This is a genomic window from Roseovarius halotolerans, assembly GCF_900172255.1.
Lineage (GTDB): Bacteria > Pseudomonadota > Alphaproteobacteria > Rhodobacterales > Rhodobacteraceae > Roseovarius > Roseovarius halotolerans.
In genome coordinates, this window is sequence record NZ_FWFU01000003.1 from 193,433 (window position 1) to 210,769 (window position 17,337).

At 63.6% G+C, this 17,337-nt stretch carries 21 protein-coding genes and 1 pseudogene; 11 read left to right on the forward strand and 11 right to left on the reverse strand.

Going from position 1 to position 17,337, the window contains the following annotated elements; genetic code table 11:
• Window positions 1-22: 22 nt before the first annotated feature.
• The 3 genes from ROH8110_RS11970 to ROH8110_RS11980 all read right to left on the reverse strand — a co-directional run bounded on the left by ROH8110_RS11970 (window position 23) and on the right by ROH8110_RS11980 (window position 1,844).
• A complete protein-coding gene (locus tag ROH8110_RS11970; RefSeq protein WP_085818033.1) occupies window positions 23-301 on the reverse strand; it encodes a hypothetical protein in 279 nt (92 codons plus the stop codon).
• Window positions 294-1,019: an alpha/beta fold hydrolase gene (locus tag ROH8110_RS11975; protein WP_085818034.1), complete on the reverse strand. Its 726-nt coding sequence runs from the start codon at window positions 1,017-1,019 to the stop codon at window positions 294-296. The genes ROH8110_RS11970 and ROH8110_RS11975 overlap by 8 nt, the downstream gene beginning before the upstream one ends.
• Window positions 1,020-1,082: 63 nt before the next feature.
• Entirely contained in the window at window positions 1,083-1,844 is a 762-nt protein-coding gene (locus ROH8110_RS11980) for an alpha/beta hydrolase (RefSeq protein WP_085818035.1), read from the reverse strand.
• Between the two features lie 298 nt (window positions 1,845-2,142).
• Between ROH8110_RS11980 and thrS the strand changes: the two genes are divergently transcribed.
• From thrS to ROH8110_RS12005, 5 genes are all read left to right on the forward strand, one after another.
• Window positions 2,143-4,089 carry a threonine--tRNA ligase gene (gene thrS, locus ROH8110_RS11985; protein ID WP_085818036.1) on the forward strand — a complete coding sequence of 649 codons (1,947 nt, stop codon included), beginning with the start codon at window positions 2,143-2,145 and terminating at the stop codon, window positions 4,087-4,089.
• 234 nt (window positions 4,090-4,323) lie between these two features.
• Window positions 4,324-4,629 carry a BufA1 family periplasmic bufferin-type metallophore gene (locus tag ROH8110_RS11990; protein ID WP_085818037.1) on the forward strand — a complete coding sequence of 102 codons (306 nt, stop codon included), beginning with the start codon at window positions 4,324-4,326 and terminating at the stop codon, window positions 4,627-4,629.
• A 69-nt stretch (window positions 4,630-4,698) separates the two neighbouring features.
• Window positions 4,699-5,556 (forward strand): MNIO family bufferin maturase, encoded by an 858-nt coding sequence (gene bufB, locus ROH8110_RS11995; protein ID WP_085818038.1) that lies wholly within the window; start codon window positions 4,699-4,701, stop codon window positions 5,554-5,556.
• Window positions 5,553-6,320 (forward strand): HvfC/BufC N-terminal domain-containing protein, encoded by a 768-nt coding sequence (locus ROH8110_RS12000; RefSeq protein ID WP_085818039.1) that lies wholly within the window; start codon window positions 5,553-5,555, stop codon window positions 6,318-6,320. Before bufB ends, ROH8110_RS12000 begins: the two co-directional genes overlap by 4 nt.
• A complete protein-coding gene (locus ROH8110_RS12005) occupies window positions 6,317-6,916 on the forward strand; it encodes a DoxX family protein (protein ID WP_085818040.1) in 600 nt (199 codons plus the stop codon). The genes ROH8110_RS12000 and ROH8110_RS12005 overlap by 4 nt, the downstream gene beginning before the upstream one ends.
• On the opposite strand, the gene ROH8110_RS12010 is transcribed toward ROH8110_RS12005, so the two are convergent.
• Together ROH8110_RS12010 and ROH8110_RS12015 are read right to left on the reverse strand one after the other, a co-directional pair.
• Window positions 6,849-7,217 (reverse strand): hypothetical protein, encoded by a 369-nt coding sequence (locus tag ROH8110_RS12010; protein ID WP_085818041.1) that lies wholly within the window; start codon window positions 7,215-7,217, stop codon window positions 6,849-6,851. The two genes, ROH8110_RS12005 and ROH8110_RS12010, sit on opposite strands and share 68 nt — an antisense overlap.
• 33 nt (window positions 7,218-7,250) lie before the next feature.
• Entirely contained in the window at window positions 7,251-7,565 is a 315-nt protein-coding gene (locus ROH8110_RS12015) for an ArsC/Spx/MgsR family protein (protein ID WP_085818042.1), read from the reverse strand.
• Window positions 7,566-7,778: 213 nt separating this feature from the next.
• Between ROH8110_RS12015 and ROH8110_RS12020 the strand changes: the two genes are divergently transcribed.
• Window positions 7,779-7,985, forward strand: coding sequence for a cold-shock protein (locus tag ROH8110_RS12020; protein ID WP_085818043.1), 207 nt, complete (start codon window positions 7,779-7,781; stop codon window positions 7,983-7,985).
• Between the two features lie 182 nt (window positions 7,986-8,167).
• On the opposite strand, the gene ROH8110_RS12025 is transcribed toward ROH8110_RS12020, so the two are convergent.
• Window positions 8,168-8,578: a DUF2177 family protein gene (locus tag ROH8110_RS12025; RefSeq protein ID WP_085818044.1), complete on the reverse strand. Its 411-nt coding sequence runs from the start codon at window positions 8,576-8,578 to the stop codon at window positions 8,168-8,170.
• A gap of 335 nt (window positions 8,579-8,913) precedes the next feature.
• Window positions 8,914-9,819 (reverse strand): FAD-dependent thymidylate synthase, encoded by a 906-nt coding sequence (gene thyX / locus ROH8110_RS12030; protein WP_085818045.1) that lies wholly within the window; start codon window positions 9,817-9,819, stop codon window positions 8,914-8,916.
• Window positions 9,820-9,993: 174 nt separating this feature from the next.
• Here thyX and ROH8110_RS12035 point away from each other — a divergent pair, with 174 nt between their 5' ends.
• Window positions 9,994-10,422 carry a VOC family protein gene (locus ROH8110_RS12035; RefSeq protein WP_085818046.1) on the forward strand — a complete coding sequence of 143 codons (429 nt, stop codon included), beginning with the start codon at window positions 9,994-9,996 and terminating at the stop codon, window positions 10,420-10,422.
• Between the two features lie 8 nt (window positions 10,423-10,430).
• A pseudogene (locus tag ROH8110_RS12040) lies at window positions 10,431-11,063 on the forward strand (DUF1194 domain-containing protein); the annotation flags it as partial.
• Between the two features lie 48 nt (window positions 11,064-11,111).
• Here the strand turns inward: ROH8110_RS12040 and ROH8110_RS12045 are convergent.
• From ROH8110_RS12045 to ROH8110_RS12055, 3 genes are all read right to left on the reverse strand, one after another.
• Window positions 11,112-11,609, reverse strand: coding sequence for a MarR family winged helix-turn-helix transcriptional regulator (locus tag ROH8110_RS12045; protein WP_085818480.1), 498 nt, complete (start codon window positions 11,607-11,609; stop codon window positions 11,112-11,114).
• Between the two features lie 90 nt (window positions 11,610-11,699).
• Complete coding sequence (locus ROH8110_RS12050) at window positions 11,700-11,978, reverse strand: succinate dehydrogenase assembly factor 2 (RefSeq protein ID WP_245962842.1); 279 nt, start codon at window positions 11,976-11,978, stop codon at window positions 11,700-11,702.
• Window positions 11,971-12,375 (reverse strand): helix-turn-helix domain-containing protein, encoded by a 405-nt coding sequence (locus tag ROH8110_RS12055; protein ID WP_085818047.1) that lies wholly within the window; start codon window positions 12,373-12,375, stop codon window positions 11,971-11,973. Before ROH8110_RS12055 ends, ROH8110_RS12050 begins: the two co-directional genes overlap by 8 nt.
• A 94-nt stretch (window positions 12,376-12,469) precedes the next feature.
• On the opposite strand from ROH8110_RS12055, the gene ROH8110_RS12060 reads away from it, so the two are divergent.
• From ROH8110_RS12060 to ROH8110_RS12070, 3 genes are all read left to right on the forward strand, one after another.
• Window positions 12,470-13,672 carry a pyridoxal phosphate-dependent aminotransferase gene (locus ROH8110_RS12060; RefSeq protein WP_085818048.1) on the forward strand — a complete coding sequence of 401 codons (1,203 nt, stop codon included), beginning with the start codon at window positions 12,470-12,472 and terminating at the stop codon, window positions 13,670-13,672.
• Between the two features lie 17 nt (window positions 13,673-13,689).
• Window positions 13,690-14,094, forward strand: coding sequence for a hypothetical protein (locus tag ROH8110_RS12065; protein ID WP_085818482.1), 405 nt, complete (start codon window positions 13,690-13,692; stop codon window positions 14,092-14,094).
• Between the two features lie 151 nt (window positions 14,095-14,245).
• Window positions 14,246-16,540 (forward strand): glycosyl hydrolase family 28-related protein, encoded by a 2,295-nt coding sequence (locus tag ROH8110_RS12070; RefSeq protein ID WP_085818049.1) that lies wholly within the window; start codon window positions 14,246-14,248, stop codon window positions 16,538-16,540.
• 11 nt (window positions 16,541-16,551) lie between these two features.
• Here the strand turns inward: ROH8110_RS12070 and ROH8110_RS12075 are convergent, their stop codons facing one another.
• Window positions 16,552-17,193, reverse strand: coding sequence for a hypothetical protein (locus ROH8110_RS12075; protein WP_085818050.1), 642 nt, complete (start codon window positions 17,191-17,193; stop codon window positions 16,552-16,554).
• Window positions 17,194-17,337: the final 144 nt, after the last annotated feature.

Here is a 17,337-nt window from a genome sequence, read left to right on the forward strand (position 1 = left end):
GACAGCGCGGCCCGGATGCGCCTCAGCGATCCGGGCCGCTGTCGCGCCCGTCCCTGCCTTCACCGCGCCAGCGCCAGCGCAGCCAGCGCCAGACAGGGACCACGTCGAGGGCGGCCACCGCCACACCCAGCGGAAACATCCAGAACCCGACCACCGGCAGGAATCCAAAGACCCCACCCAGCATCAGCAGCAGCCCCGCCAGCAGTCTTGTCCCCGGCGGCAGCCTCCGCTTGCTCCAGACCTGGACCCGCCGCCGGCTGCGCCGCAGCCGCGCCTGCCAGCTCTGTCCGGGTTCAGGCATCCGTGCGGCTTTGCAGGACATAGGGTTGCGCGATCCAGGTCCGCAGCGCCGCCGTCGTCGCCTCCGGCTCCTCCATCGGCGTCAGGTGGCCCGCGCCCTCTATCACCTCAAGGCGCGCATAGGGGATCAGTTCCGCCAGGAATCCATGCCGCTTCACAGGGATCAACGCGTCTTCGGCCCCGCACAGAACCAGCGTCGGCACCCGGCAGCGGCGCAATACCGGCTGGTAATCGCGCCGTCGCTGCATCGCCCTGATCTGGCGGATGATCGCGCCCTCGCCGACCCGCGCCGCCATTGCCACCTGTTCGGACACCATCGCCTGACGGCGACTGCCCGGCGCCAGTGACTCGGCAGGTATCAACGCCTGCACCGCCTCGTCCAGACGGCCCGATTTCAGCTTGATGATCGCGGGCTCGTAATCCGCCGCCGCTTGCGGCGTCTCGGCCAGAGGCGATGTATTCATCAGCGCCAGCCGCAGCACCCGATCGGGTGCGCGGCGCAGGATTTCCATCGCCACCATCCCGCCGACCGAATGCCCCGCCAGCGCAAAGCGCGGCGGCAGTTGATCCAGCAACGCCGAGGCGATCTCCTCCATCCGCTCGCCCTGCGACACCGGCGCGACCATGACCGCGTGATCGGCGCTCAGCGCCTCGATCTGGTCTCGAAACAATCGGGAATCGCACATCAATCCCGGCAGCAGCACCAAGGGATCACGCATACGGCTCTGTTCCTTCTGACTTCGGGATCGTGCCCGCCCACCTTGCCACAGGCCTGCGCAGCGTCAAGCGCCACCACCCGCCCGCGACAATACCTCCTCCAGCGCGGCCTCGATCAACCCAAGGCAGTCGGGGTCGGAAAACCGATGATCCGCGCCATCGACCAGCGTCAGGCGCATGTCGGGGCCGCGCGCATGATCCAGCAGCCGCAACGCCACCGCCATTTCCACATCCTCATCCGCCGTGCCCTGCAGGAACCGCACTGGGAACGGCAGCGACAAGGGCGCACGCAGCACGAGGTGATCGCGCCCGTCCTCGATCAGGCGGCGGGTGATGACATAGGGTTCGCCGTAGTCGCTTGGCAGCGCCACCTGCCCTTCATTTATCAGCGCGGCGCGCTGCGCCTCGTCGAACCCCGCCCACATGGAATCCTCGGTGAAATCGGGGGCGGCGGCGATTGTCACCAGCCCTGCCACCCGCTCGGGCATCGCCCGGGCGCACAACAGCGCGATCCAGCCGCCCATCGACGACCCGACCAGGATCTGCGGCCCCTCGGTCAGCTCGCTGATCGCCGTCATCGCATCAGTCGTCCAATCGCCGATGCAGCCATCTGTGAACTCTTCGGATGACAGCCCGTGCCCGGAATAGTCGAACCGCAGGAACGCTCTCCCGTTCCGGCGTGCCCAGGCCTCCAGATGCACCGCCTTGGTGCCCTCCATGTCGGATTTGAACCCGCCCAGGAAAACGACGCCCGGCGCCGCGCCCGCACTCCGGTGATAGGCCAGCCTGCGCCCCTCGGCTGTGGTCAGGATATCTGCGTCGCTCATGCCGGCCCTTCTCGCTTCATCGCTGTTTGATGCTGTGTCATGTTGCGGCCAATCTTGCATCCCGGCGCGGCCCTGAGCAAACCGTTTTGGCGCGCGTTTCGGGGCGGATTTCCGGGTTTTGTACAAACCCTGGCGCTACATCCGCGGTTTCGGTACAAAACCGCCGTACAAAACAGACGTTTTGTACGGAAACACCCGGCTTGACTTGCTCTCCTCAAGGCGTAAAACCGGGTCGAACCAGACCATACCCGCAACCGGGCGTTCCGTGGGCGCCAAACCGACGAGGAGCTTCAGGCCAATGGCCCAGATTTCCCTTACTTTTCCTGACGATAGCCAACGCCACTACGATGCCGGGATCACGCCCGCCGAAGTGGCGGCAGATATCTCGACCTCGCTTGGCAAAAAGGCGATCTCGGCCAATGTGAACGGCCAGCACTGGGATCTCCAATGGCCGATAGAGGCCGATTCTTCCATTGAAATCAACACCATGAAGGACGAAGCTCCGGCGCTCGAACTGATCCGCCACGACCTCGCCCACATCATGGCCCGCGCCGTCCAAGAACTTTGGCCCGACGTCAAGGTCACCATCGGCCCCGTCATCGAGAACGGTTGGTACTACGACTTCGACCGCGCCGAGCCCTTCACCCCCGAAGACCTCGGCGCAATCGAGAAAAAGATGAAGGAAATCATCAGCTTGCGTGACCCCGTGCGGACCGAGATCTGGGACCGTGAGCGCGCAATCCGGCACTATGAGGACAATGGCGAACCCTTCAAGGTCGAGCTGATCGAGGCCATCCCCGGCACCGAACCCCTGCGCATGTACTGGCACGGCCCCTGGCAAGACCTCTGCCGCGGCCCCCACCTCCAGAACACCGGCCAGGTCCCCGCCGACGCCTTCAAGCTGATGTCCGTCGCCGGTGCCTACTGGCGCGGGGATTCCGACCGCCAGATGCTGCAACGCATCTATGGCGTGGCCTTCATGAATCGCGAAAAACTTAAGGAATACATGAACTTCCTTGAGGAAGCCGAGAAGCGTGACCACCGCAAGCTGGGTCGTGAAATGGACCTCTTCCACATGCAGGAAGAGGCGCCGGGACAGATTTTCTGGCACCCCAATGGCTGGTCGATCTACACCACCCTGCAAGACTACATGCGCCGCAAACAGCGCAGTGGCGGGTATGTCGAGGTGAACACCCCGCAGGTTGTCGACCGCAAATTGTGGGAGGCGTCAGGCCATTGGGACAAGTATCAGGAGCATATGTTCATCGTCGAAGTCGACGAAGACCACGCCCGCGAGAAATCCATCAACGCCCTCAAGCCGATGAACTGCCCCTGTCACGTCCAGATCTTCAACCAGGGCCTCAAGTCCTATCGTGATCTGCCCCTGCGCATGGCCGAGTTCGGCAGTTGCAACCGCTACGAACCTTCGGGCGCGCTGCACGGAATAATGCGGGTGCGCGGCTTTACGCAGGACGATGCGCATATCTTCTGCCGCGAAGATCAGATCGAGTCGGAAACCCAGAAATTCATTGGGTTTTTGTCCGAGATCTATCGCGATCTGGGGTTCGAGAAATTCGCCGTGAAGTTCTCGGACCGGCCCGAAAAGCGCGCCGGCAGCGACGAGGTCTGGGACAAATCCGAAGCCGCGCTCAAATCCGCGACACTGGCCGCCGGAGCCGAATTCGAGCTCAACCCCGGCGAAGGCGCTTTCTATGGTCCAAAGCTGGAATTCGTGCTGACCGACGCAATCGGGCGCGATTGGCAATGCGGAACGCTGCAGGTGGATTTTGTCCTGCCCGAACGGCTCGGCGCGACCTATATCGGCGAGGATGGCGCCAAGCATCGTCCCGTCATGCTGCACCGCGCGGTCTTGGGCAGTTTCGAGCGCTTCATTGGTATCCTGATCGAGGAACACGCTGGCAAACTGCCTTTCTGGCTGGCACCGCGGCAGGTCGTGGTGGCCTCGATCGTGTCCGAAGCCGACGCCTACGTCGCCAAGGTGGTTGAAGCCCTGCGCGCCGCTGGTGTGCGGGCGGAGGCCGACATCCGCAACGAAAAGATCAATTACAAGGTGCGCGAACACTCTGTCGGCAAGGTCCCGGTGATCCTGGCCTGCGGCTTGCGAGAGGTCGAGGAAAGCACGGTATCGTTGCGCCGCCTTGGTGAGAAACAGACCAGCGTGCAGGCGCTCGATGACGTGATCACAGCCCTTTCGCGCGAGGCCACGCCGCCCGACCAGCTGTAACAAAGGGCGAAATTGATCCTCGGTTCCGGCACGCGATTGTTACGGCGTGCGCCGGGGCCGACACGAAATCCTTGATTTTCAAGCACCTTGCGCTACCGCTTGTCTTCACGGCTTTTGACGGCTCCGTGTCTGACGTCCTCGTGAATAGGCCCGCGCGCGCCTTCCGCTCTACCCTTGCGTTATCGTCGGGTATCCTCGGCGATATGACCTGCAACCCAGTGAGGGAGAGACACTATGTCCAAGACCATGAAGACCGTTGCCATCGCCGGCGCCATGACCGCCGCATTGACCGCCTACAGCAGCCCCGCCGCTGCTCAGGACGCCAAGGAAAAATGCTATGGCGTTTCGTTGGCCGGGCAAAACGATTGCAAGGCAGGTGCCGGAACCACCTGTGCCGGTTCCTCGACCGTCGACTACCAGGGCAATGCCTGGACGCTGGTCCCCGAAGGCACCTGCGCCGATATCGACCTGCCCGCAATGGCCGACGGGTCGGAACGCATGGGTTCGCTCGAACCGCTGGACCGCGACCTGCCCTCGTAAACGCGACGCTGGGGATGCGCGGTCACCGCGCATCCCGTCCCGACAGAGTTTTGCGACAGGAGGCTTGCGATGCTTGATGCAGTTTCACATTTTCCCACCCTGCCCGCCGGTCCTGGCGTCGGCTACAAACCACAGCACTTCACCGCCATCCTGGATGATCCGCGCCCGGTCGAATGGCTGGAGATCCATGCCGAGAACTACATGGGCGATGGCGGGCGCCCTTTGGCGCAGTTGCGTCACCTGGCAGAACAATTTCCGATCTCTGTTCATGGCGTCGGTCTCAGCATCGGCGGCGAGGGGCGGCTCGATCCCGATCATCTTTCGCGGCTCAGGTATCTGTGCGACTGGCTGCAACCCGCCAGCTTCTCCGAGCACCTTGCCTGGTCGACCCATGACAGCCATTTTCTCAACGATCTCCTGCCCTTGCCCTATACCGGGGAAACGCTGACCCGCGTCGCCGACCATATCGACGCGCTGCAGGAAACAATCGGAAGGAAGATGCTGCTGGAGAACCCGTCAAGCTATCTGGCCTTTGACGAGAGCACCTATAGCGAGACGGAATTCCTGACCGAAGTCGCGCGGCGCACGGGCTGCGGGCTGTTGCTGGACGTGAACAACGTATTCGTCTCGGCCACCAATCTCGATCTGGACCCGCGCGCCTATATCGACGCCTTCCCGCTTGCGCAGGTGGGTGAAATCCATCTTGGCGGGCATGACGAGGACCATGACGATCACGGCGCGCCGCTGTTGATCGACAGCCACGGGCGCGAGGTGGCCGATCCGGTTTGGGCCTTGCTGGACCACACGCTGGCGCGCGCGGGTGCGCGTCCACTGTTGATCGAGTGGGATTCCGACGTGCCGGACTGGCATGTCCTGGCCGCCGAGGCGCAACGCGCCGCCAACGCCCTGCAGCAGGTTCCGGCATGAGTCCGACCCAGACCGTGTTTCACCGCGCGCTGCTTGATGGCAGCGCCCCGATCCCTGATGGCCTCAGCGACGGCCAGGGCCGCGCGGCGGGGCGGCGTTTCGATGTCTATCGCAACAATGTCGCGGTCAGCCTCACCGAGGCGCTTGAGGTGGGGTTTCCTGCCATCCGTTCGCTGATCGGGCCTGAAAACTTCAAGAAGGTGGCGGGCCTCTACCTGCGGCAGCACCCGCCATCGACACCGATGATCATGCAGTATGGCACTGAATTTCCAGACTTTCTTGAACGCTTCGCTCCGCTCTCGCATCTGCGTTACCTGGGCGATGTGGCGCGCCTTGAACAGGCACAGCGCGAGGCCTACCACGCGGCCGACCGCGCCCCGGTCGAGGCGGACAGACTTGAGCGCCTGTCCCCTGATCTGATGGCACAGGCGCGCCTTGAACTGGCGCCTGCGCTGCGCGTGCTGCGGTCGCCCTGGCCGGTACATGGGATCTGGCGTTATGCTTGCGACGGTGGCGCGCCCAAGCCTTCGGCCGTGGCCGAGGATGTCCTGATCACCCGACCGGAATTCGATCCCGTCGTTCAGCTTCTGCCGCCCGGTGGCGCGGTGTTCGTGACCGCGCTTCTGAGCGCGCAAAGCCTGTCGGACGCGGTCGATGCGGCACTTGGCGAGGCGCAGGATTTCGATCTGGCGGGGATGCTGTCACTGCTTCTGACGGGTCGTGCCATCACCGCAATCTTTCCCCCTAAGGAGCAAGCCACATGATCCTTGTCACCTATTACCTCCGTTTCTGCGCCCTGATGGCGCGCGCGGATTGGCTGGTGCCGACACTTGCGCGGCTGGTCTTTGCCGGGGTTCTTCTGAGTTATTTCTGGGTGTCGGGCCTGACAAAGCTGGGCGACGGGTTGTTTGGGATCTTCATGCCCTCCGCCGGTGCCTATGCGCAGATATTCCCCCGCGCGATGGAGGCGGTCGGCTATGATCACGGCCAGCTTGGCGTGCTTCACTGGCTGGTGGTTCTGGCCGGCACATGGGCTGAATTTCTACTGTCATTTCTGATCGTTACGGGCCTTCTCACACGGCTGGCCGCGCTCGGGATGATCGGATTTGTCGCGCTGCAGACGCTGACAGATCTTTTCGGTCATGGCGCCATCGCCGAGCCCGGCACGATCGGCGCGTGGTTCGACAGGCTGCCGGATTCCGTCATCGCGGATCAGCGGGCGTTCTGGGTGTTCGTTCTGGTGGTCCTGGCGATCAAGGGTGCGGGGCCGATCTCGCTGGACCGGCTGGTTCTCAGAAATGCGCCTTGGGCTCGTCAGGCTTCCCCGCGGCCAGCGCCAGCACAGCGCCAAGCGCCGTGAAGCCGATGGGGAACATGGTGAAGACGTTGAAATCAAAGGCGTAATACATCGCACCCGCCGAGATCAGCATCAACACCCCGCCCCAGAGCGCCCGGACCCGCGCCATCGCACCCCCGGCAATCGCCAGAAGCGGCGCGAGGAAGCTGACCGTGCGGATAAGCCCGACCCTGTCGACCTGTCGCGCAAGGCCCTCTATCTCACCGTATTCGTTGATGAATTCGGTATAGCCGAAGCTGAAGAACCCGACCAGCATGGCGAAAAGCCCGCCGATGATGCCAAGAACAAGGGCCGCGTTGCGCATGATTTCGTCTCCTTCGGGCTGATGCCCCGTGGCTTAGCCGAGCAATGCGGCCTGAGAATCCGGACCCCAGCCAAGATAGAGCTCGCCCGCCTCCTCGATCAGCGGGCGCTTCATCAGGGTCGGGTGATCCTTAAGCAATTCCAGTGGGTTGCGGGCGCGGTCTGCATCGTCAAGGCCGCGCCATGTGGTCGAGCGCGTATTGAGCAAAGCGGCGCCGAAACGAGCATGGGCGGATTTCAGCACCGCCTCGGGGACGCCCTCGGCGCGGACATCCACGAATGTCGCATTCGGAAGTGATTTCAATGCCTTGCGGCAGGTATCGCATGTTTTCAGACCATACAGGATCATCGCAGCCTCCAGCTCATATCGCCTCAATAACGGGCAGCGGCGGTGGCGTCACCTGTGTTTTGCTTGCTTTTTACATGGCCCGTGCAATCATCGGACGCGCCAGAGGCGTCGTCAGGCTCGGCCAGCTTATTTCGCGGGCCGGATTTTGAGCGGCGCTTGTGGTGAAGAACACCCGGTTCTCCGGGAAGAAGGACGACAAGAAGGAGAGACGGAATGCCCACAGGCACCGTTAAATGGTTCAATACCACAAAGGGATACGGCTTCATCGCGCCGGACGAAGGGGGCAAGGATGTGTTCGTTCACATCTCGGCTGTCGAGCGGTCTGGACTGACCGGGTTGGCTGACAATCAGAAGGTCGGATACGACCTGCAGGAGGGGCGCGACGGACGCCAGATGGCGAGCGATCTGAAGCTGTTATAATCATCCAATCATGACCCCGGCGCGGGGCTGCGCAGCCCCGCAGTGAGGGAGATCGACACAGCCGGACGCTGTACAAAACGTCCGGTTTGTACGCGGGTTTTGTACCGAATCCGCGCGTGGCCCGGTTCGTTTTGTACAAAACCCGCCAGAGCGCCCCGATCAGGGCTCCGAAAGCCCCCGTTTCAGCCCTGCCATCCGGTCGCCCGCGCCACCATCACCCCGGACCAGGCCGACACCCCGGTCAGCACCGCACCCCAGGTCACATCGGTCGCGACCATCCGCCAGTCCCAGCCGCGCAGGGTGGCGAAATTGGTGAACTCGTAGGTGCCATAGGCCATCGCCCCCAGGGCCGCCCCCGCCAGCAGCGCGTTGAGCGGCGCACCGGCGCGCAGCGCGGGCAGCGAGACGAACCACAAGACGCCCGCCACGTAGAAGAGATAGAACAGCGCCGCCGGGGCCAGCCGGATCTCCTCGGCCATCATGTCGCCGATATGGGCCTCGAACAGTGGCTTCATCACGGTCTTGAGCATGATCGCATCAAGGCCGAGGAACACGGCGGCGGTGACAAGGTAAAGCAGCAGAATGTTGAGCATGTCGGCCCTTTCGGCGTCTGGGGTCTTTGGAATGGATACGCGGGAAGGGGCGGATTGGATCGGATTCAGGCGTGCGCTGGGGTTGGGAAATGTTAACGGATCGCGGGTTTGGTGAGAACAACAAAGGGGCGCGCCCGGACCGGGGCGGGCGCTTTGGGACAATGCGTTGGAGAGGACGGGTTGAGTGAGCGGACGTTCAGCGGCGTGGACAACGGTGCAGACGCGCCCGCCCTTGGGGCGGGTCGGGCGCGGCCCGTGACAAGGTCACGGGCGGGGGGTGGTGGGCGGCGCGATCACCGCCCAACGTCTTGATCGCCAGGGTGCGGACGAGGTGATCAGCCAATCACCTCCTTGAATTCCCGCCATTCGCCCTTGGACATGCCCGAGCTTTCCTGGGTGACCTCTTCGCCCTGGATCATGCGGCGCACGCAGTCGAGCGCGCGGGCCGAGAGCGTGGCGCCGCCCATGCGGTAATCCTCGAACGCCTTGTAGGCGGCGGGCACCCAGTCTGCGGTGATCTTGCAGATCGCATCCGCATAGACGCGGATTTCATACTGGGCGTGGGTATCGGCGCGCAGGCGCAGGAAATGCAGCAGGTTGTGCAGGTCCACCTTCCAATACCATTGGGTGTAGATATTGGCGGGCAGGTTCATGCGCGCCAGTTCGCGCGCGAGCCCCTGCTGCCCCTCGTCCGAGATCATCGCCTCGTAATTGTCATAGCAGCGCATCGCGTCGTCCTGGAGGATGCGCAGCACGCGGTCGGCCTCTTCGCCCTCGAGCGCCGCGCCCCTTCCCTGGTTGTTGGTGGTGGACTGCGCGGCCAGCGCATCGGGCGCGGGGATGTAGAATTCACGGTCAAGGATCGAATAGCGCGCGGAATATTCATTCACGTTGGCGGTGCGGTGGCGGATCCACTGGCGGGCCACGAACACCGGCAGCTTCACATGCAGCTTCACTTCGCACATCTCGAACGGGGTCGAGTGCCAGTGGCGCATGAGATAGCGGATCAGCCCCTCGTCATTGGACACGGATTTCGTGCCCTTGCCGTAGCTCACGCGCGCGGCCTGGCAGATGGCGGCATCGTCGCCCATGTAATCCACCACCCGCACGAAGCCATGATCGAGCACCGGATGCGCGGTGTAAAGGTGCTTTTCCATCCCCGGCGCGACGGTGCGAAGCGTGTCCTGGGGCTGGCTGCGCAGGCTGTCGATTTCGGCCTGTTGGTCGGGCGTGAGGGGCATCGGGGAATCCTTTCGGTGCAAAGCCATCGTCGCGAGTCGCGCCCCACTATATCTTGCGGAGGCCATCGGTGAAAACGCCAATATCGGGTGTAATTGCCGCGCCGCCATGCGGGTGGGTCGACAGGGATCGGAATGGGACTATTCTGTGGGGCGAAGGCAACAAGGAGACAGGCAATGCGCATTCGATATCTGCACACGATGGTCCGGGTGAAGGACCTTGAGGAAAGCATGAAGTTCTATGAATTGCTGGGCCTGCGCGAGACCCGGCGGATGGATGTCGAGGCCGGGCGGTTCTCGCTGATCTTCATGGCTCCCGAGGGGCAGGAGGAATGCCCCGTCGAACTGACCTGGAACTGGGACGGCGATGAAGGGCTGCCTTCGGACAGCCGCCATTTCGGGCACCTGGCCTACGAGGTCGAGGATATCTACGCGATGTGCGCGCATTTGCAGGCCAATGGCGTGACCATCAACCGCCCGCCGCGCGACGGGCGGATGGCTTTCGTGCGCAGCCCCGACAATATCTCGATCGAGCTGTTGCAGGCGGGCGATGCCAAGCCCCCCGAGGAGCCTTGGGCGAGCATGGAGAATACAGGCCATTGGTAAGGGCCGCGTTGCTGGCGGCGGGGCTGTGGGCGGCGGGCGCATGGCCTGCCGCTGCCACCTGTCGTCTTGCGCTGGTCCTGGCGCTGGATGTGTCATCTTCGGTGGATGCGCAGGAATATGAATTGCAGCGCACCGGGCTGGCGGGCGCGCTCAATGCGCCCGAGATCCGCCACGCGATCCTGAAGGGTGGCAAGGGCCATGTGGCGCTGGCGATCTATGAATGGAGCGGGCGCTACAAGCAGGCGATGCTGCTGGACTGGAGCCTGCTGCAGGGACACGGCGATATCGACCGGGCGGTCGCGGCGCTGGCGCGCGCGACGCGCAGCGAATCCGAGTTTCCGACCGCGATGGGCTATGGTCTGGGCTATGCGGCGGGGCTTCTGGCGCGCGCGCCCGTCTGTGCGCGCCGGGTGATCGATGTGTCGGGCGACGGCGTCAACAACGAGGGGTTCGGCCCGCGCCTGGCCTATCGGCATTTCCCGCTGAGCAATGTCACCGTGAACGGGCTGGTGGTGCTGGGCGATGCGCCCGAGGTCCTGGATTTCTACCGCAGCGAGGTGATCCGCGGGACCAATGCCTTTGTCGAGGTCGCGAGCGGTTACGACGACTACAGGCGCGCCATGTCGCGCAAGCTGTTCCGCGAGATCAACGACATCATGCTGGGCGCCCTGCCCGGCCGGCCCGACGGCTCAATAGATGTAGCGGATCTGGTCGGTCCAGTAGCGTTCGACCCGCCGCAGCGCGCCAGTGATCTGGTCGATCCCGTCGGCGCCAAGCACGCCCTTGCCCTGCAGCCCGTCGGCGTGGCGGCCGAATAGCGCAGCGACGACATCGCGGACCGCGCGGCCCTTTTCTGTCAGCCGGACCCGGACCGAGCGGCGGTCGATCTCGCATCGCTGGTGGTGCATGTAGCCCATTTCCACCAGTTTCTTGAGATTGTAGCTGACATTGCTGCCCTGGTAGTAACCACGGGTCTTCAATTCGCCCGCTGTCACCTCGTTCTCGCCGATGTTGAACATCAGCAGCGCCTGAACCGGGTTCACCTCGAGCACGCCCAGGCGTTCAAATTCGTCCTTGATGACATCGAGAAGCAGCCGGTGCAGGCGCTCCACCAGTGACAGGGCATCGAGATAGCCTGTCACGAAGCTCTGCTGTTCGGCCGCGGCCATCTGGGTGTGCAAGCTCATCTTCGTCTCCGTGCGATTGGTCTTGGAGAGGAGGTTGAGCGAAAATACCGAAAAATCCGTAAACCGAAGCAATAACGTCTAAAATGCGCGCTATTTCACCGCTGAACGCGAGGCGTCCGACAAGAGCGCGATCTCGGCGACGAGGTCGCCGAAGGGATCGGGCGGCGCGACCTGGCCGGTGACCCACTGGTAAAGATCCTGATCGTTCTCGCAGAGCAGCCGGTCATAAAGGTCCAGCTGCGCCTCGCCAAGCGCATCGAGACGGGCCGCGGCGTAGCGCGAGAGGATGATATCCATCTCCTTGATGCCGCGGCGCATCGAGCGCATGGCCAGGCGCCTGATCCGGGTGTCGCGGTCTTCTTCAGGCACCGGCCTCGTCCTTGAGCTTGGCGCGCAGGGTCTTTTCAAGGCGCCCGAGCCGGTCGGTATACTGCACGAGATGGGTGCGGATATCGCGGATCTCGGTCAGCATTTCGGTCACGTCGCGCGACAGTTCGCGGTCTTCGCCGGGGCCGTCGGGGCCTTCGCCCTCGCCCGAGAGAAGCCAGAGCAGCGACACGTTCAGGAGCCCGGCCATCATCGAGAGCTTGTTGGCGCGCGGTTCGCTGAGGTCGTTTTCCCAGCCCTTGAGGGTCTTGAGCTTGACGCCGAGGCGCTTGGCGAGTTCGGCCTGGGTCATCCCGGCCTGTTCGCGCGCGCCGGCGACACGGTCGCCGAATGTGGTGGCGTCGGGGTCGAACCAGCCTTCGGTCGAATCGTCGTTCATCTGTCTTCCTTTCAAGTGGTCTTGCCGGGATGCTTGATCCGGGTTGGCACAGAACCTATGACATGCGTTATCGCTATACAAACCGGAGGCCGTCATGAACCCCCTTTCCGCGACACTATCTCGCGTCAAACCGTCTCCGACCATCGCGGTCACCACCAAGGCGGCGGAAATGCGCCAGGCGGGTCATGACGTGATCGGCCTGGGCGCGGGCGAGCCCGATTTCGACACGCCCGACAATATCAAGCAAGCGGGCATTCGTGCAATCAACGAGGGCAAGACGAAATATACCGCGCCCGACGGCATTCCCGAGCTGAAGCAGGCGATCTGCGAGAAGTTCGCGCGCGAGAACGGGCTGACCTACAGCCCAGCGCAGGTCAGCGTCGGCACCGGCGGCAAGCAGATCCTCTACAATGCGCTGATGGCGACCCTCAATCCCGGCGACGAGGTGGTCATTCCGGCACCCTATTGGGTCAGCTACCCCGACATGGTGCTGCTGGCGGGCGGCGAGCCGGTGGTGGTGCCCGCGGGCATCGAGACCGCCTTCAAGCTGACACCCGAGGCGCTGGAGGCGGCGATCACGCCCAAGACGCGCTGGTTCATCTTCAACTCGCCCAGCAACCCGACCGGCGCGGGCTATTCGCGCAAGGAGCTGAAGGCGCTGACCGATGTGCTGATGCGCCATCCCCATGTCTGGGTGATGACGGACGACATGTATGAGCACCTGGCCTATGACGATTTCGAGTTCTGCACCCCCGCTGAGGTGGAACCCGGCCTTTACGAGCGGACGCTGACCTGCAACGGCGTCTCGAAGGCCTATGCGATGACCGGCTGGCGGATCGGCTATGCGGCCGGCCCCGAGGTATTGATCGGGGGGATGCGCAAGATCCAGTCGCAGAGCACCTCAAACCCCTGCACCATCAGTCAGTGGGCGGCGCTGGAGGCGCTGAACGGGCCGCAGGATTTCATCAAGGCCAATAACGCGGTCTTCAAGCGCCGCCGCGACCTGGTGGTCGAGAAGCTGAACGCGATCGAGGGGATCGAGTGCCCGGTGCCCGAGGGTGCGTTCTATGTCTATCCGTCGATCGCGGGATTGATCGGCAAGACCAGCAAGGCAGGCACGAAGATCACCGATGACGAGGCCTTCGCCACCGCGCTTCTGGAAGAAACCGGCGTTGCAGTGGTATTCGGCGCTGCCTTCGGGCTTTCCCCGGCGTTCCGTGTGAGCTACGCTACCGCGGATGAGGCCCTGGAAGAGGCCTGCGGGCGGATCCAGACATTCTGCGCCGCACTGAAGTGAGTGAAGGGGCGGATACGATGGCGGGCGACCTGCCTGATTATTATTTCAGGGTGCGTGAGAACGGCGCTTTCGTGTTTCGCGTCGACACCGAGAACCGGCAACGCCGGATCGACATGGAACAGATCGCGGTGGTCAACATCCGCAACGGCCAGATCAAGCCGCATGGCGACCGTGAACTGACCCCGGAGGACCTTCGCGAGATTGAGGAGTGGATGGAGGACCGCAACGCCCTGCTGGCGGAGCGCGACATCGACGATATTCACCGCGCCGTGGATTATCTCAATCAGACCACCCATTGGGTGCAGAGCCGCGCCACCAATGAGCAGCTGGACAACATCACCGACGCTCTGCTGCTGGCGATGCATGACCTGCGCTCGGTTCTGGTGCGCAAGAAGGCCGACCGCCTGCTGAAGGACGACTAGAGCGGCGGCGCGCGGCGCCTGTTGCGCCTGCGCGCCACCACCGTCACGGTGCTGTCGGGCACCGTTAACCCCCCGTTGATATTTCCCCTTCCCGTGGACGCAGAAACATGGGGCATCCGTGGCGCCGCCCGGATGCGGAAAGGGATATTCGATGAACAAGGCTATCACCGATGGGGTCGTCTTCATGCCGCCGCCCTTCGAGGCGGGGCTCGACATGTGGTCGAGCGGCGACGGGGTTCCGGGCTCGGACAGCTATGACGGTGCCATCAATGCGGCCTTCGTGCCCATCGACCAGGATTTCGGCGGCGCGCTTGAGCTGATCAAGACCGAGACCCTGCAAAAGCTGCGCTATATGGGGCAAACCCCGATCCTGCCGGGCTGCTATCTGCAGGTGCGGGTGCGCGCCAAGGCGATGAGCGGCAACCTTCCCAGCCTGCGCATCGCCGCCTGGGCGGGTGGCGCGGGCGGCGTCCATGTCGCCGGACTGGTCGAGACCGGCCCGCAGGTCAGTCTGTCCGCCTATGGCGAGGTGGTCGAACTGAGCGCGATCATCGGACCCGGCCAGCGCAACGGCGTCGACATGGCCTGGGGCACGGCGCCCGTCTATGCCCATGTCGGACTCGACCTGACCGGCCCCAATGGCGGCATCCTGCGGATCGACGATATCGAGATCGAGGACGTGACGCAGGTTTTCCTGCGCGACATGCTGGGCATGGTGGACGTGCGCGATTTCGGCGCAATGGGCGACGGGGTGAGCGACGACAGCGCCGCCTTCGAGGCCGCCGACGCGGCCGCGAACGGGCGCGAGGTGCTGGTCTCGGCGGGCAGTTATTTCCTTGGCGACAGCGTCACCTTCCAGAGCCGCGTGCGCTTTGAGGGAACGCTGACCATGCCCGAGGACAAGATTCTCGGCCTGACCAAGAATTTCGACCTGCCGACCTATGTAGACGCCTTTGGCGATGACGAAGAACTGGCCTTCAAGAAGGCGTTTCAGGCGCTGCTGAATACCGCCGGGCATAACGAGCTGGACCTTGGCGGACGGCTGATCGGGGTGCGCGCGCCGATCGACCTGCAGGGGGCGCTGGCCAACCGGACCTTTTTCAACCAGCGCCGGGTGATCCGCAACGGGCAGTTCTCGGTCTATCCCGGCAGCGCATGGGACACCGAGGTGGTCACGTCGCAGGCCAGCTATTCGCCGAACGATCCCAAGCGTCTGACCGGGGTGCAGAACGTCGCCAATGTGCCGGTTGGGTCCCTGATCGAGGGCAATGGCGTGGGGCGGGAGGTCTATGTGCGCGACCGCAACATCGCCGCGCAGACCCTGGATCTGAGCGCGCCGCTTTATGATGCGGACGGCACCCAAGTCTTTACCTTCCGGCGGTTCAAATACATCCTCGATTTCAGCGGCTTCTCGGACCTGGGGCGCTTTCACCTGGCGGATATCGAGCTTCAGTGCAGCGGCGAGTGCAGCGGTATCCTGTTGCCGCCCCAGGGCAGTGTCTTTGCACTGCGCGACTGCTTCATCACGCGCCCCAAGGATCGCGGCATCACCAGCCACGGCGAGGGCTGCCAGGGGATGCTGGTCGACCGCTGCCAGTTCCTGTCTGACGAAAGCCCGCTGCCCGCGACCGAGCGCAAGACCATCGCCATCAATACCAACGCCAATGACGTTAAGCTGCGCAACAACCGCGCGGTGCATTTCCGCCATTTCGCGGTGATCGGGGGGTCGAGTTCGATCATCTCGGGCAATCACTGGTTCCAGGGCGACACGCTGCAGAATTCGCCGCGCGTGGGCGGGCTGGTTCTCACGCGCATCAACAACCGCGGCACGATCGACGGGAACTACATCGACAACAACTTCATCGAATGGGTGAACGAGCACGACCAAGCACCTGAATTTGCGTCTGAATTCTCGTTCAGCCAACTCAGCATCACTGACAACACATTTATCGTGAGCCATGTGGCGCCCTGGTTCAACTGGCTGGTGATCAAGCCGATGGGTCCGGGGCATTTCGTAAACGGGCTGACCGTCACCGGCAATGCGTTCAGGGTCATCGGCGACGAGATCGACCGGGTCGAGAAGGTCGATACCAGCTTTGCCGATCTCGACTACAACCGCTTCTACAACGTGACCTTCCGCGACAACACCTTCAACAACGTGGCGAAGCCGGTCGCAAGCCCGGTGGTCATCGAACATACCGAGGCCAGCCCGTCGCAGGCCTGGGACGTGAACGCGGCGGGGAAGCTGCCATTCGATGCCTGGGCGCAGGTGGTCGAGTCGGTCATCGCCGAAGGGCCGGTCCGGAATGCGAGCGGCGCGGTCCATTATGGCGCGCCTTACTATCTGGCCAAGCAGGGGCCGAACAACGACCGCATCACCCTGCGATGGGAAGAGCCGGTCGAAGGCACGGTCATGATCAAGCTGCGCATCGACGATCCGTTCTGAGGTGCCGGGTGTCAGAAGCTGTGCCAAAGCGCCAGTTTCAGCGCCAGCGCGTCACTGTTCCTGATGCCGGCCGTCATCCCGATCTCGAGGTGGCGGCCGGGGGCGCGTTCAATGACCCAGGATTGCGCCAGCTTGATCTGCGCATCGCCCGAAACGGGCTGGCGCGCCTGCAATTGCAGGATTGCGCGCGACTTGCGAAAGGCCCGGAAGCCGAAGGTCAGGTCGCCTTCCCAGGCGGTCTCGCGCCCCTCGTCGAGGATCAGCGCGCGCGCATCGAGCACCAGCCAGCCGCTGTGCCCCTTCCAGTCGAACCCGCGCCCGAAGGACAGGCCCGGACGCAGCGCCCGGTCGCCACCGGCAAGACCGCTGCCCAGTTCCACCGCCAGCAACATGCCGCCGGGCGCCGTGCCGAAATGGCGGCGCACGAAGATGAGCGCCTTGGACATCTCGCCGGAATGGCCGCCAAGGTCGAGGCCGACGGTTGTCCTCTCGCTCCAGCCATATTCGCCGTAGAAGGCTGCGAAATCTCCGCCCTCGAGCAGATCGGCCTCGAGCGAGAAGGACAGGAACGACTCGCCCTTTTCGCGCAGCCACGGGCCCGCATGAAGCGGCAGGGCATGAAACATCAGCAGGAGCATCAACAGCACAGGCATGGCTCACCTCCGGATTCACTTATCGTCAATAGAGGTAAACCAAGGGTTAACGCCGGGTTTCGCGCTCAAAACGCCGCAGGCCGGAACCGAAGAGAAGAATTTGCCCTGCGCGGTCAAGCTGCTAGGCTGCGACTCGGCCAAGGA

What these genes read in the sequence shown, in the direction of transcription:
- ROH8110_RS11970 (WP_085818033.1), bottom strand. Translation starts at nt 301, where the DNA reads ATGCCTGAACCCGGACAGAGCTGGCAGGCGCGGCTGCGGCGCAGCCGG.
- ROH8110_RS11975 (WP_085818034.1), bottom strand. Translation starts at nt 1,019, where the DNA reads ATGCGTGATCCCTTGGTGCTGCTGCCGGGATTGATGTGCGATTCCCGA.
- ROH8110_RS11980 (WP_085818035.1), bottom strand. Translation starts at nt 1,844, where the DNA reads ATGAGCGACGCAGATATCCTGACCACAGCCGAGGGGCGCAGGCTGGCC.
- thrS (WP_085818036.1), top strand. Translation starts at nt 2,143, where the DNA reads ATGGCCCAGATTTCCCTTACTTTTCCTGACGATAGCCAACGCCACTAC.
- ROH8110_RS11990 (WP_085818037.1), top strand. Translation starts at nt 4,324, where the DNA reads ATGTCCAAGACCATGAAGACCGTTGCCATCGCCGGCGCCATGACCGCC.
- bufB (WP_085818038.1), top strand. Translation starts at nt 4,699, where the DNA reads ATGCTTGATGCAGTTTCACATTTTCCCACCCTGCCCGCCGGTCCTGGC.
- ROH8110_RS12000 (WP_085818039.1), top strand. Translation starts at nt 5,553, where the DNA reads ATGAGTCCGACCCAGACCGTGTTTCACCGCGCGCTGCTTGATGGCAGC.
- ROH8110_RS12005 (WP_085818040.1), top strand. Translation starts at nt 6,317, where the DNA reads ATGATCCTTGTCACCTATTACCTCCGTTTCTGCGCCCTGATGGCGCGC.
- ROH8110_RS12010 (WP_085818041.1), bottom strand. Translation starts at nt 7,217, where the DNA reads ATGCGCAACGCGGCCCTTGTTCTTGGCATCATCGGCGGGCTTTTCGCC.
- ROH8110_RS12015 (WP_085818042.1), bottom strand. Translation starts at nt 7,565, where the DNA reads ATGATCCTGTATGGTCTGAAAACATGCGATACCTGCCGCAAGGCATTG.
- ROH8110_RS12020 (WP_085818043.1), top strand. Translation starts at nt 7,779, where the DNA reads ATGCCCACAGGCACCGTTAAATGGTTCAATACCACAAAGGGATACGGC.
- ROH8110_RS12025 (WP_085818044.1), bottom strand. Translation starts at nt 8,578, where the DNA reads ATGCTCAACATTCTGCTGCTTTACCTTGTCACCGCCGCCGTGTTCCTC.
- thyX (WP_085818045.1), bottom strand. Translation starts at nt 9,819, where the DNA reads ATGCCCCTCACGCCCGACCAACAGGCCGAAATCGACAGCCTGCGCAGC.
- ROH8110_RS12035 (WP_085818046.1), top strand. Translation starts at nt 9,994, where the DNA reads ATGCGCATTCGATATCTGCACACGATGGTCCGGGTGAAGGACCTTGAG.
- ROH8110_RS12045 (WP_085818480.1), bottom strand. Translation starts at nt 11,609, where the DNA reads ATGAGCTTGCACACCCAGATGGCCGCGGCCGAACAGCAGAGCTTCGTG.
- ROH8110_RS12055 (WP_085818047.1), bottom strand. Translation starts at nt 12,375, where the DNA reads ATGAACGACGATTCGACCGAAGGCTGGTTCGACCCCGACGCCACCACA.
- ROH8110_RS12060 (WP_085818048.1), top strand. Translation starts at nt 12,470, where the DNA reads ATGAACCCCCTTTCCGCGACACTATCTCGCGTCAAACCGTCTCCGACC.
- ROH8110_RS12065 (WP_085818482.1), top strand. Translation starts at nt 13,690, where the DNA reads ATGGCGGGCGACCTGCCTGATTATTATTTCAGGGTGCGTGAGAACGGC.
- ROH8110_RS12070 (WP_085818049.1), top strand. Translation starts at nt 14,246, where the DNA reads ATGAACAAGGCTATCACCGATGGGGTCGTCTTCATGCCGCCGCCCTTC.
- ROH8110_RS12075 (WP_085818050.1), bottom strand. Translation starts at nt 17,193, where the DNA reads ATGCCTGTGCTGTTGATGCTCCTGCTGATGTTTCATGCCCTGCCGCTT.